The sequence below is a fragment of the Microbacterium sp. 8M genome, from assembly GCF_902506375.1.
GTDB lineage: Bacteria > Actinomycetota > Actinomycetes > Actinomycetales > Microbacteriaceae > Microbacterium.
Genome location: NZ_LR733284.1, coordinates 18,295 through 30,748, shown reverse-complemented (window position 1 = coordinate 30,748; position 12,454 = coordinate 18,295). Strand labels below are relative to the sequence as shown.

At 69.6% G+C, this 12,454-nt stretch carries 11 protein-coding genes; 8 read left to right on the top strand and 3 right to left on the bottom strand.

Annotation, left to right across the window (positions count from 1 at the left end; all coding sequences use genetic code 11):
* Window positions 1-18 precede the first annotated feature (18 nt).
* Both AERO9AM_RS00135 and AERO9AM_RS00130 read right to left on the bottom strand, forming a co-directional pair.
* Window positions 19-585, bottom strand: a complete 567-nt coding sequence (locus AERO9AM_RS00135; RefSeq protein ID WP_159574341.1) for a dihydrofolate reductase family protein — start codon at window positions 583-585, stop codon at window positions 19-21.
* A gap of 140 nt (window positions 586-725) precedes the next feature.
* Complete coding sequence (locus AERO9AM_RS00130; RefSeq protein ID WP_159574340.1) at window positions 726-1,496, bottom strand: SDR family NAD(P)-dependent oxidoreductase; 771 nt, start codon at window positions 1,494-1,496, stop codon at window positions 726-728.
* Between the two features lie 171 nt (window positions 1,497-1,667).
* Here AERO9AM_RS00130 and AERO9AM_RS00125 point away from each other — a divergent pair, with 171 nt between their 5' ends.
* The 8 genes from AERO9AM_RS00125 (at window position 1,668) to AERO9AM_RS00090 (ending at window position 11,142) form a co-directional block, all read left to right on the top strand.
* The gene (locus AERO9AM_RS00125; RefSeq protein ID WP_159574339.1) at window positions 1,668-2,990 is read left to right on the top strand and encodes an ABC transporter substrate-binding protein; all 1,323 of its coding nucleotides are present in this window, start codon (window positions 1,668-1,670) and stop codon (window positions 2,988-2,990) included.
* Entirely contained in the window at window positions 2,987-3,901 is a 915-nt protein-coding gene (locus AERO9AM_RS00120; protein ID WP_159574338.1) for a carbohydrate ABC transporter permease, read from the top strand. Before AERO9AM_RS00125 ends, AERO9AM_RS00120 begins: the two co-directional genes overlap by 4 nt.
* Entirely contained in the window at window positions 3,898-4,764 is an 867-nt protein-coding gene (locus tag AERO9AM_RS00115) for a carbohydrate ABC transporter permease (RefSeq protein WP_159574337.1), read from the top strand. Before AERO9AM_RS00120 ends, AERO9AM_RS00115 begins: the two co-directional genes overlap by 4 nt.
* Before the next feature lie 315 nt (window positions 4,765-5,079).
* On the top strand, window positions 5,080-7,773 hold the full coding sequence (locus AERO9AM_RS00110; RefSeq protein ID WP_159574336.1) for a hypothetical protein: 2,694 nt from the start codon (window positions 5,080-5,082) through the stop codon (window positions 7,771-7,773).
* On the top strand, window positions 7,773-8,855 hold the full coding sequence (locus AERO9AM_RS00105; RefSeq protein ID WP_159574335.1) for a glycoside hydrolase family 88 protein: 1,083 nt from the start codon (window positions 7,773-7,775) through the stop codon (window positions 8,853-8,855). Before AERO9AM_RS00110 ends, AERO9AM_RS00105 begins: the two co-directional genes overlap by 1 nt.
* On the top strand, window positions 8,852-9,688 hold the full coding sequence (gene kduI, locus AERO9AM_RS00100) for a 5-dehydro-4-deoxy-D-glucuronate isomerase (RefSeq protein ID WP_159574334.1): 837 nt from the start codon (window positions 8,852-8,854) through the stop codon (window positions 9,686-9,688). Before AERO9AM_RS00105 ends, kduI begins: the two co-directional genes overlap by 4 nt.
* A 13-nt stretch (window positions 9,689-9,701) precedes the next feature.
* Window positions 9,702-10,472, top strand: a complete 771-nt coding sequence (locus tag AERO9AM_RS00095; RefSeq protein WP_159574333.1) for an IclR family transcriptional regulator — start codon at window positions 9,702-9,704, stop codon at window positions 10,470-10,472.
* Between the two features lie 127 nt (window positions 10,473-10,599).
* Window positions 10,600-11,142, top strand: coding sequence for a Dps family protein (locus AERO9AM_RS00090; RefSeq protein WP_159574332.1), 543 nt, complete (start codon window positions 10,600-10,602; stop codon window positions 11,140-11,142).
* A gap of 44 nt (window positions 11,143-11,186) precedes the next feature.
* Here the strand turns inward: AERO9AM_RS00090 and AERO9AM_RS00085 are convergent, their stop codons facing one another.
* Complete coding sequence (locus AERO9AM_RS00085) at window positions 11,187-12,398, bottom strand: MFS transporter (protein WP_236602426.1); 1,212 nt, start codon at window positions 12,396-12,398, stop codon at window positions 11,187-11,189.
* Between the last annotated feature and the right edge of the window lie 56 nt (window positions 12,399-12,454).

Here is a 12,454-nt window from a genome sequence, read left to right as displayed (position 1 = left end):
CGCGCGTGGGGCGCCGGATCAACGACCGGGCGGGCCGTCGAGCACGGTCGGCACGTACTCGAGCAGCTGGAGCCGTCCGTCGAAGGTGCGCGACGTGACGAGGTCCAGGCGCACGTCCGGGTAGCCGTCGAAGATCCGGTCCTCGCCCGTGGCTCCGGTGATCACGGGGAAGAGCACGACGCGGTAGCGGTCGACGAGGCCGGCGTTCAGCAGCGACCGGCACAAGGAGACGCTGCCGAGGGTGCGCAGCGGCCGATCCGACTCCTCCTTCAGCCTGCGCAGGAACGTGACCGCGTCCTCGCGGACCAGGATCGAGTTCGCCCAGGCCAGAGGGTCGGGGAGCGTGGCGGAGAAGACGTACTTCGGGATCCGGTCGAGCACGTCGACACCCTCCTCGCCGGCGGCGGCGAAGGCGGACATGAGCCGGTACGTCGTCGCACCCATGAGAATCGGATAGTCCTTGTCCGGGGCCGTGCCGAGCCATTCGAAGTACTCAGGGCCACCCATCCCCCACAGGCCGGGCCATCCCTCCGCGGCGCCGTAACCGTCGAGAGAGCAGATGAAGTCGATCGTCAGGGTCTGCATGTCGCCTCCTCGGTGCACCGCCGTGCTCCGGAATCCGATGCGATCAGCGGCTTCGCGCAGGAGTCTAGGCGCGTTCTCCGCACTGCGGAACCCGCGCCGTGGGCGGCCGGAGAAGTCGTGGCCGGCGAGAGAAGCAGGGGTCAGCGCGCGAGCCAGCCTCCGTCCACGACGAGCGTGTGCCCGTTGACGTATCCGGCATCGGGCCCCACGAGGAAGGCGGCGGCGCGGGCGACGTCGTCCGGAGTGCCCCAGCGTCCCGCCGGGATCCGGGAACGGATCTCCGCTTCGCGCGCCTCGTCCTCGCGCAGGGCCGTGGTGTTGTTCGTCGCGATGTAGCCCGGCGCGATGCAGTTGACCGTCACTCCGCGCGACGCCCATTCGTTGGCGAGCGTCTTGGTCATGCCGACAACGGCATGTTTCGTCGTCGCATAGGAGACGACGTTGATCCCGCCCTGGAACGAGAGCAGCGAGGCGATCGTGACGATCCTTCCGAAGCCCCGCTCCACCATCGCCGCGCCCAGCGGCTGGGTGAGCGCCCAGACCGCCCGGAGGTTGACGTCGAGCACTCGTTCCCATTCCCGTGGATCGTGCGTCTCGGCCGGCTCGCGATAGATGATGCCCGCGTTGTTCACGAGGATGTCGATCTTCTCCTCGCTCGCCAGTCGCTCGGCGAGCTCCCGCGTCGCGGCGACGTCGGAGAGATCGCACTCGACCGCGTCCACATCCAGCCCTTCCGCGCGCAGGTCCGCGGCGGCGGCGACGGCGCTGGCCCGACCGAGGATCGTGGTTCGCGCCCCGTCCTCCGCGAGTCGCCGGGCGCAGGCCAGGCCAATCCCCGATCCACCACCGGTCACCAGCGCGTGACGGCCCTCCAGCGCTCGCGATCTCCCACTGCGATCCTCGTGCTCCATCGCATCTCCCGATCCTCCGACCCCGGCCGGATAAATTCCGTTGAACAGAAAAGGCTTTCCTTTCAGGGAAACTATTGTCCAAAATGGGGGCGAGGTCAATACATCTGATTGACCCGAAGACCACACAGCCCGGACGAGCATGGACGCTCGCCCCGCACCATAGGAGGACCCGTGGCACGTCTACGTTCGCGTCTGCTTCCCCTGATCGTCGGAATCAGCTCCATCGCACTGCTCGCTACGGCGTGCGCGCCCGGTCCGTCGGAGAGCGACGATGCCCCCACGCCCGCGCACTCGGTCGACCCGAAGGACTTCGCGGGCAAGACCCTGAACTACGTCTACTTCACCGACGGCCCCGACGAGAAGGGCACGCGCGACCTCATCGCCAAGTTCGAGAAGAAGTACGACGTCAAGGTCAACCTCGAGATCCTCGCCTTCGGCGACCTGATCAAGTCGGTCCAGGCCCGCCTCACCGGCGGCAACGCCCCCGACGTCGTGCGGCTCTCCTCCCTCAGCGAGTTCCACGACGACCTCCTCCCCCTGGACGACTACACCGGCGCCGACTTCAAGAAGGACTTCCTGGCCGGTCCTCGCGCGGCGGCGACCAACGCGAAGGGGCAGCTCATCGCCGTCCCGTCCGATCTCACGATCAACGCGCCCTTCATCAACGTCGACCTGTTCAAGAAGGCCGGCGTCGCCCTGCCCGACGAGAAGAAGCCGTGGACGTGGGAGGAGCTGCTCACCGCGGCGAAGAAGGTCCAGTCCGCGACCGGCGTCCCCTACGCCTTCGCGATGGACAAGTCCGGCCACCGGCTCTCCACGGTGCTCAGCGAGTACGGCACGACCCTGGTCGGCCCCAAGGGGAACACGCTCGACACGGGCAAGGCGGAGAAGGCGCTCAGCCCGCTCGTCGACCTGATGAAGGACGACAAGATGCCCAAGGACTTCTGGCTCGGCTCGGGCTCGAAGTACAAGGGCGCGAACGAGATCTTCCTGACCGGCGACACCCCCGTGTACCTGTCCGGCAACTGGCAGGTCAGCCAGTTCGTGCAGAACGCGAAGTTCGACTGGGCGGTCGCTCCGAACCCCTGCGCGAAGGAGTGCGGCGGATTCCCCGGCGGCAAGTTCATGGCCGCGTTCAAGGAGTCGAAGAACCCGGCTCTCGCGGCGGAGTTCGTGAAGTTCATGAACTCCCCGGAGAACCAGACCACGTTCGTCACCGCCGCCGGCTCCCTGCCGACCCGTGCCGATCTCGCCAAGTCGGGTGTGAAGTACGCCGACGCCAAGACGCAGACCGCGATGGACGTGTTCAACGCCGAGCTCAAGCGCACCCCCGAGGACACCTTCGCCACGGTCGGCAACCCCGCGTTCAGCGGATCGGCCACGGAGCTGGTGAACCAGATCTCGGCGGTCGTGGCGGAGCAGAAGGACCTGGCCACGGCGATGAAGGATCTGTCCACGAAGATCGATCAGTTGGTGGCGGAGACGAAGCAATGACGACCGTCACCATCCCGCTTGCGCTGAACCGGCGCAAGCGGGCCCCTTGGGGGCTCCGTCTCGCCCCTTATTTCTTCCTCTTCCCGAACATGCTCATCTTCGGCATGTTCACCGTCTGGCCGGCGCTCAACGGCTTCAACATGTCGATGTACGCCTCCAGCAACGGCCGCACGTTCAAGGCGGTGGGTCTGGCGAACTACTCGACGATCCTCACGGACGCGCAGTTCTGGATGGTCGCCCGCAACACGGTGATCTACGCGGTCGCGTTCGTGGTGCTGTCGACGGTCGTCGGCATCGGCCTCGCCGTCCTGGTCGAGGCCCAGAGGCGCTTCAAGGTGTTCTTCCGCAGCGTCTTCTTCATCCCGGTGCTGATCTCGCCCGTGGTGGTCGGCCTGGTCTGGGGCTGGATGCTCGAGCGCAAGAACGGCGCGGTCAACACCTGGTTGAGCTGGATCGGGATCGGTGAGATCCCGTGGCTGGTCAACAACACCTGGGCGATGGTCTCGATCGTCGCCGTGGGGATCTGGATGCAGGTCGGCTTCTACATGCTGATCCTGCTGGCAGGGCTCCAGGCGATCGACCCGACGCTGTACGAGGCCGCCCGCATGGACGGCGCGTCGTCATGGGTCCAGTTCCGCTCGATCACGCTCCCGATGCTGCAGCCGAGCATCGTGGTGGTGGTCGTGCTGGCGACGATCCACGGGTTCCAGTCCTTCGACTTCATCTACACCCTGACCGGCGGCGGGCCCGTCGGCGCGACGATGCTGATCGTCCAGTACATCTACGAGAACGGCTTCCAGTCGCCGATCCGCTACGGCATCGCTTCGGCCGGCGGCGTGCTGCTGTTCCTCGTCGTGTTCGTCATCACGATCATCAACTGGCTGATCAGCAGGAAGAGGGAAGCGGTATGAGCACGCAGACCGCCGGATCCCCCCGGCGCACCTGGACCTCGCTCGGCAAGACCCGGCTCTCGGACGCGCTCCGTGTGGTCGTCCTCACCGCCGGCGCCCTCGTCGCCTTGGTCCCGGTGCTGTGGACCCTGCTCGGCGCCTTCAAGTCGCCGACCGAGCTCGCGGCGCGGCCGCCGAGCTTCCTGCCGGACTCCTGGGCCCCGACGAACTTCACCGAGGCGCTCACCCGGTTCGACTTCACGACCTACCTGCGCAACAGCGTCGTGGTCACGATCGCGGCGACCGCCATCACGCTGGCGATCAACGCGATGGCGGCCTATGCCCTCGCGAAGTACAACTTCCGCGGCAAGACGTTCCTGTTCGTCTTGACGCTCGCGACCATCATGATCCCGCTGCAGGTGATCCTGATCCCCGTGTATCAGGTCGTCGCCGGCCTCGGGCTGGTGAACACGCTGTGGGGCATGATCATCCCCGCGGCGGCGACGCCGACGGGCGTGTTCCTGCTCCGGCAGTACATGCTGAGCATCCCCGACGAGCTGATCGAGGCCGCACGCGTCGACGGATCCGGTGAGTTCCGCACGTTCCTGCGGATCGTGCTTCCGCTGTGCACCCCGGCGCTCGCGGTCGTCGCGATCTTCTCGGTGATGTGGCGATGGAACGACTTCCTCTGGCCGTTGATCGTGGCGCAGAGCTCGGACGTGTACACGCTTCCGGTCGCGCTGGCGCGTTTCAACGCCGAGGAGACCGTGCCGTTCAACCTCATCCTCGCGATGAGCGTCGTCTCGATCGTCCCCGTCGTGATCATCTTCCTGTTCTTCCAGCGGCAGATCGCCACCGGTATCGCCAACACCGGCGGCAAATAGGCCCGTTCGCATCCTGCGAACGATCCGTCCATCGCGTCCCCGTGTTTCTGACCTTTCCCGGGGACGCGATGGACAGGTGGTGGCGGGCGGGTACCCGCCACCACCCTAAAGCCCCTTCGACTTTCGACAACACACCTGCGAGAGGTTCCGAGATGGACAGTTACGTCAGCACCCGAGAGCCGGAGTCCTGTCCGCACTGCGGCGGACGGCTCGGAGCGGACGGCCGCGCACATCGACCGGGAGACTACGTCACGACCTCCGCCGCGAAGACCTCCCTCACCCACGAAACCCCGTCACCCCAGGAGACCTCCTTCCATGACTGACACGGACGCGACCGGTCGCACCGTCCACCTCACCGACGCACAGGGCACCGTGCGGGACTGGCTCGTCTCGCCGGCATGGGCCGTGCCGTGCACCGACCTCGACGCCTTCCTCGCCTCCACCGGGGAACCCTGGGGCGACGGCCGGTGGGTCCTCACCAACGGACCCGATGTCGGCGCCTTCAAGGAGCGCCTGCTCGCCGCGCATCCGATCGACGACAGCCAGGCGCTGCCGGCGCCCGCGGAAGGCGGCGCCGTCGCCTGGGACGCCTTCGGGGCGCGCCACGAGGCCCGCTGGAATCGGGTGCACACCGGCTGGGACGGATTCCTGGACTGGTCGGCCTTCTGCTTCACGCCCGAGTACCGCGCGTCGCTCGCGACCACCGTGGTCGAGGTGGATCAGTCCGAGTGGCGCACGCTCGAGGTGCACACGACCGGCCCGTTCGTGCTCTGGCTGGACGGCGAGGTGGTGCTTCGCGGTGGCACCGTGTCGTACATGGAGCCGGAGGTGCACAGCGTGCGCGTGCGGATCCCCTCGCGCACCACCACGGTGCATCTGGCGACCTGGCAGGTCGCGTTCCGGGAGTGCCGTCACATCGCACGACTGCGAGTGGTCGGGCTTCCGGTGCGGATCGTGATCCCCTCGCCCGGTGCGGACGAGTCGGCCGCTCGCCTCGCGGAGACGGTGCTCACTCGGATCGGCTCGACCTCCTGGGCGCTGACGGACGACCGCGCACGACTGACGGGCCCCGCAGGGGTGGCGCTGCGCGTGCGCGTGGGCGATCAGGGCTGGCAGCGGATCCGCACCGATGACACCGGGATCGCAGAGTACTCGCTGTCCGGTGCGGGCGAGGAGCAGGACGAGGGCGCGGATGTGGCGCGCTCCGCCGGCGCCTCGATGCTGAGCTCGGGAGAGTCGGTGGTCGAGGTGGGCGTGGACGACCCGCGCTGCCCGCAGACCGTGAAGCTCCGGGTCGCGCGGCTGCCGGAGGCGAGCACCGAGCACGCGGAAGGATCCCCCGCCGACTGGCGGCGGGACATCCTGTCCCACATCGGCGGCAGCGGTCGGGAGACCGGCGTCGCGGGCGTGCTCTCCCGCTACTGCCTCGACTCCGCGACCCGCGTGACGGCCGAGGACCTCACCTCGGCGCTGCACCGCGTGCTCACACGCGGGGACTGCGCCGACTTCGAGGTCGTGGCCCTGCTCTTCGCCTGGCACTGGATCCCCGCCGAGAACTGGGATGCGGGTCTGCGCGACACCGTGGAGGACGCGCTGACCGGCATGAAGTACTGGATCACGCAGCCCGGCCTCGACGCCATGTGCTACTTCACGGAGAACCACCAGCTGGTCTGGCACGTCGCGGAGACCCTCGCCGGCGAGACGTTCGCCGACGACGTCTTCACCGTCGACGGCCGCACCGGCGCCGAGCACGCGAAGGAGGGCCGGGCGCGCGCCGCCGCCTGGATCACCCGCAAGCTGCAGGGCGGCTTCAGCGAGTTCGACTCCAACGCCTACCTCGCGATCGACTCCTACGCGCTCGCCGCCCTCGTCGAGCTGTGCGGAGACGAGAACCTCGTGCGCGCGGCCCGGACGCTGCTCGACAAGATCCTGGTCACTCTCGCCGCCAACTCCTGGCGCGGCATTCACGGCGCTGCGCACGGCCGGTCGTACGTGCACACCCTGCGCAGCAGCCGCTTCGAGGAGACCTCGCCGATCCTCCGGCTCATCGGCGGCGTCGGCACGCTCAACGACGCGGTGCTGCCGGTGACCGCGCTGGCGCTCGCCCGGCGCTACGAGATCCCGGACGTGGTCCGCGCGCTCGTGACCGAGATCCCGGAGGAGTGGGAGGGCCGCCAGGTCTACCGCGGAAAGCTCGCCTTCGAGCGCGACCTGCTGGAGCGGCCGTACCGCTCCGATCTGCGGATCCACCGCACGCCCGACGCGATGGTGGCGAGCGTGCAGGACTACCGCGCGGGTCTGCCGGGTCTGCAGGAGCACCTGTGGGGCGTCACGCTCGGGCGCGAGGTGCAGATCTTCGTCACCCATCCGGCCAACGCCGACACGGGATCCAGCGCCCGCCCCAACGGCTGGGTCGGCCACCGGGTGCTCGGCCGCGTGCACCAGCACCGCAACGCCGTCGTGCACCTGCAGCGCTTCACGCCGACGGACCCCGCGCAGTACACGCACCTCTGGTTCCCGGTCGCGCAGTTCGACGAGGTCGTCGTGCAGGGCGACTGGATCCTGGGCCGCCGCGGAGACGGCTACGTCGCCGTCGCGACCCCGGGCGGGGTGCGTCCGGCGACGACCGGAGACACGGCGCAGCAGGAGTGGCTGCCCACCCGCGGCGGCGCGGCCTGGGTCGCCCTCTCCGGACGCCGGGCGGTGGACGGCGCATTCGCCGACTGGGTGGACCGGGTCACCGCCGCGACGCCCGAGTGGGGCGACGGCGACAGCGTCGACTGGCGGCGCGAGGGCGCCGAGCGCCTGGAGCTGTCGTTCGACGGCCCGTTCCTCGTCGACGGCGCGCCCGCGGGCTTCCAGGACGGCCGGCCGGAAGAGGATCCGCATCTGGCGAACCCCGCGGTGACGCTCGGGTTCGGACAGGATCGCGCCACCGTGTCGTGGGGCGGGGCCGAGCTCGTCCTCGACATCGCCGGCGCGCTCACCGCTGCCGAGGAGGTGCGCTGATGGCCGGCGAAGACCTGTCCTCGTCCGAGCTCGCCGAGCCTGCACGCGCCCCGCTGACGCGGGAGGGGTTCGCCGCGGCGCAGCGTGAGCTCGAAGACGCCGTGCGCGATGCCACGCGCCGTCAGGGGATGACGCGCTGGTTCTGGGGCGAGGGGGTGTGCCTGCTCGCCCTGGTGCGGCTGACGCGCGCCCGCGGGGAGCAGGATCCCGCCGAGGTCGCGGACTTCATGGCCGCATACCGCGACACCCCGCCGGTGCTGGAGCACGTGAACAACCTCGCGCCCGGGGCCGCCCTCGCCGAGCTGTACCGCCGCGACCCCCGTCCCGAGTACCGCGGCCTGCTGGAGGCGTGCCTCGCCTGGTACGAGACGGCCCCCGAGGCGACCCGCGACGCCGGCGGCGCCCTCGAGCACTGGCCCGGCGGCGTCTGGGCGGACACCGTGTACATGGCCGGGCAGTTCCTGCTGCGCGCCGGGCAGGTCCTGGAGCGCGACGACCTCGTCGCCGAGGCCGAGCGCCAGTGGCTCGCACACGCGGTGCTGCTGCAGGACGAGACGACGGGCCTGCTGGCCCACGGCACCAATCAGGGCGTCCGGATCCCGTGCCACTGGGGCCGCGCGAACGCCTGGTTCGCCCTTTCCGGCGCCGACATCCTCGCCGCGACCGGATCCCCGGAGGTGCGTGAGCGCCTGGTCCGGCTGCTCGAGAGCGCGGTGCGGGCGCAGCCCGGGCACGGAGTATGGGACGTGCTCCTCGACGACGCGCCGGAGACCCGCGGGATCCTGGAGACCTCCGCCGCCGCCGGCCTGGGCGCGGCCCTGCTGCGCACCGCGGCGCTCAGCGACGGCGCCGTCCGCGACCGGCTCGCGGCGGCCGGCGAGCGGGCCGTGCTCGGCTCGCTCGCCTACGTGGACGACGGTCTGCTCACCCGGGTCAGCGCGGGGACGGTCCTGCAGCTGATCCCGTTCGGCTACTCCGTCATCCGCGACGACCGTCCCCAGCCGTGGGGACAGGGCTTGACCATGGAAGCGCTCGCCGCCTGGCGAGAGACCGCAGATATCAGGAAGGGAACCTCCGCATGACCGTTCGCACCCGTTACGCGCACAGCCCCGAGGCCGTCGCAGCGATGGACACCGCACAGCTGCGCAGCGCATTCCTCGAGGGCGACCTCTTCCGGCCGGGAGAGGCGCGCGGCACCTACCTGCACAACGACCGGATCCTGGCTTTCGGCGTCGTGCCGCTCGCCGACGCCGTCGTGCTGCCGACCCCGGACGAGGTGCGCGCCGAGTTCGTGCTGCAGCGCCGCGAGGCCGGGATCCTCAACATCGGCGGCCCGGGGGCGGTCAGCGCCGACGGCGTCGCCTATCCGCTCGCGCACACCGAGGCGCTCTACCTCGGCCGCGGAACCCGCGACGTCTCGTTCACCTCGGACGACCCGGAGAACCCGGCGGCGTTCTACGTGTTCACGGCCGTCGTGCACCAGACGTACCCGAACACGCGCATCACCAAGGACGAGATGAACATCGTCGAGCTCGGATCCCCCGAGACGGCGAACAGCCGCACCCTCAATCAGTGCATCATCGAGGGTCGCACGGCGAGCGCGAGCATCGCGTTCGGCTTCACGACCGTGCACCGGGGCAGCACCTGGAACACCATGCCGCCGCACACCCACGACCGCCGCACCGAGTGTTATCTGTACTTCGACATGGATCCGGGCGACCGGGTCTTCCACGTGATGGGCGAGGTCGATGAGAGCCGGCACCTCGTCGTGGCCGACCGCGACTTCGTGGTCTCGCCGAGCTGGTCGATGCACTTCGGCGCCGGGACCGGCCCGTACAGCTTCGTGTGGGCGACGGCCGGCGAGAACGCTGCGTACGACGACATGGATCACGTCAACGTGGTGGACATCAAGTGACAGACTTCTGATCATGGCCGCCTCCGACAAATCCGCATCTGATCCGCCCCTGTCCGCGCTGCTCAAGGGTCTCTCCGTGCTGGAAGCGGTCATGTCGAACGAGCGCCTATCGGACCTCTCCCGGGCGACCGGCCTGTCCTACAGCACCGTGCACCGGATCCTCTCCGACCTCGGCGAGGGCGGATGGGTGTATCAGGACGAGGAGCGGCACTATCACCCCGGTCCGAAGATGCACGCCATCGCGGGCCTGCTGCGCGACGACGCGAAGATCGTGCTGCAGGCCCGGCCCCACTTGGAACGTCTGCGCGAGGCGACGGGGATGACGGTGCACCTCGGCGTGGTCCACGCCGACGAGGTCGTCTACGCGGCGAAGCTCGACGGGCACGGCTCGTACCGCATGCTCTCGCGGGTCGGCGGCAGCGTGCCGCTGCACTCCACGTCGATCGGCAAGTCGGTGCTCGCCCGGCTCGGCGACGACGAGGTGAAGCAGATCATCCAGCGAACCGGGCTTCGGGCGATCACCCCGGGGACGCACCGGACCCTGGGATCCCTTCTCGCCGATCTCGATGCGACCCGCAGGCGCGGGTGGGCCATCGACGAGGGCGAGAACGAGGTCGGGCTGCGCTGCGTCGGGGCGTGCATCCTCGACGCCGGTGGCCGGCCCATCGGCGGCGTCAGCGTCTCCGCCCTCGAGTTCGAGATGCCCGTCTCCCGGATCAGCTCCTTCGCCGCGCACGTGACCGAAGCCGCCCGCGGGATCAGCGCCAGCCTCGGCGCCGCCTGAACGGCGGCACTAGTCGGCGTTCCCCCGAAGCGCAAGCCCGTGTGGCTCCGTCCGGCGAGCGCGTAGCCTGCGCAGGTCGGATCAGGCGGATCCCCCAGTCGGCGGATCCACGCGAAGAAGGAGTTCCATGAGCACCCAGACGACGGCCACCACGAAGAACCGCCGCAAGGCCGGCCGAGGAGCCGCCCGCACCTCGGAGGAGAACGCGGAGAAGGGCTTCGCCGCCTCCGAGAAACTGAGCGAGAACATGCAGCGGGTGCTCGTGGATCTCATCGAGCTCTCGCTGCAGGGGAAGCAGGTGCATTGGAACGTGGTCGGCACGAACTTCCGCGACACGCACCTCCAGTTGGATGAGATCATCGAGGCCAGCCGCCTCTTCGCCGACACGGTCGCGGAGCGGATGCGCGCCCTGCACGCGCTGCCCGACGGACGCAGCGACGTCGTCGCCGAGACCACGACGCTGCCCGAGTGCCCGCACGGCGAGATCGCGACCCACGACGCGATCGACCTCATGACCGAGCGGCTCGACGGCGTCGCCGCGACCTGCCGAGAAGTGCACGACCAGGTCGACGAGGAGGATCCCACCTCGGCCGACATCCTGCACACGATCCTGGAGCGGATCGAGCAGCTCTCCTGGATGGTCAGCGCGGAGAACCGCACCCCCAAGTGAGACGGGCGGCGCCGGGATCACCGGCCCCGCGACACCGCGAGCGCTCAGCGAAGGGCCATCCTCCACCCCGCCGCGACCACGAGTGTGCCGGCGAAGGCACTGAGTCCGATGAGCACCGCGACAGCCGGCCACAGGCTCAGGGCGGCGGCAGCGAGCAGCGGAGGAAGCGTCATGCCGGCGTAGGCGATGAGGAAGATGGCGGCGAGGGCCTCGCCGCGGCGTTCCGGGATGGCGGCGGTCGCCGCGGTGGTGAGGGCGTTGCGGAACAGGATCCCGATCCCGGCGCCGGCGCCCCCGCTGCCGATGAGGAAGAGCGCCAGCGACATGATCACGGCGCCGACCGCCACCCCGGTCAGTCCCAAAACGGCCAGCAGCATCGCGCCCGCCAGCTGAACGCGCGCGGGCACCGCCGTGGTCGCCATCTGCGCGGCGGCCGCAGTCATGAAGAGGATGAACGGAGCGACGCCGACGAGCAGTGGCGAGTGCACGCCGAGCACACCGCTGAGGAACGTCGACGAGAGGCCCATGAAGGTGCCGAAGACGGCGAACGCGCCGAAGGCGGCCGCCGCAGCGGACCAGAAGGCGGCACGCCCGGCAGCGGGCACGGCCACGCGCTGCGGGCGATAGGCGGGGCGCTCCTCACGACGCTCCACGGTCTCCGGCACGAAGGCGACGACGACGGCTTCGACGGCGAGGATGACGGCGAACACGGCGTAGGGCGCCACCAGCGGCTGGTCGGACGAGGTCGCGATGAGCGCGGACAGGAGCGGACCGAGTGCGATGCCGCCGAGGTTCGCGAACGTGGAAACCAGCGCCGACCGCCCGGCCGAGCGACCCGACGCGGTGCCGAGCTCGGAGAGGTGCGCCGTCGCGGTCGCGGTCAGAATGCCGATCCCGAGTCCGCAGACGAACCGCGCGACGATCAGTCCGGCCACGTCGGTCCAGACGAGGAAGAGCACCGCGGCGAGCAGGTTGATGAGCAAAGACGCGAGGATCACCCGGCGTCGGCCGAGCCAGTCGGAGACGTGCCCTGCGAGGTACAGGCTCAGCATCACCCCGACCGCGTATGCGACGAAGATCACGGTGAGCACGATCGTCGGGAAGCCGTCCTGCCGCTGGTAGATCGCGTACAGCGGGGTCGGCACGGCGCAGAAGGCCATCTCGGTCAGGAAGGCGACGGCGATGATCCAGAACCCGGCGTGATGCGGGAGCCGCCGGGCGGGGACGAGGGGAAGGGATGCTGTCGTGGTGGTCACGGCTCCATGGTCGCCCTGCGGGTGTCATCGAGTCCAACGGTTATCATCAATCATTG

Coding starts and splice junctions, on each gene's coding strand:
- AERO9AM_RS00135 (WP_159574341.1), bottom strand. CDS start 585: ATGCAGACCCTGACGATCGACTTCATCTGCTCTCTCGACGGTTACGGC.
- AERO9AM_RS00130 (WP_159574340.1), bottom strand. CDS start 1,496: ATGGAGCACGAGGATCGCAGTGGGAGATCGCGAGCGCTGGAGGGCCGT.
- AERO9AM_RS00120 (WP_159574338.1), top strand. CDS start 2,987: ATGACGACCGTCACCATCCCGCTTGCGCTGAACCGGCGCAAGCGGGCC.
- AERO9AM_RS00115 (WP_159574337.1), top strand. CDS start 3,898: ATGAGCACGCAGACCGCCGGATCCCCCCGGCGCACCTGGACCTCGCTC.
- AERO9AM_RS00110 (WP_159574336.1), top strand. CDS start 5,080: ATGACTGACACGGACGCGACCGGTCGCACCGTCCACCTCACCGACGCA.
- AERO9AM_RS00105 (WP_159574335.1), top strand. CDS start 7,773: ATGGCCGGCGAAGACCTGTCCTCGTCCGAGCTCGCCGAGCCTGCACGC.
- kduI (WP_159574334.1), top strand. CDS start 8,852: ATGACCGTTCGCACCCGTTACGCGCACAGCCCCGAGGCCGTCGCAGCG.
- AERO9AM_RS00095 (WP_159574333.1), top strand. CDS start 9,702: ATGGCCGCCTCCGACAAATCCGCATCTGATCCGCCCCTGTCCGCGCTG.
- AERO9AM_RS00090 (WP_159574332.1), top strand. CDS start 10,600: ATGAGCACCCAGACGACGGCCACCACGAAGAACCGCCGCAAGGCCGGC.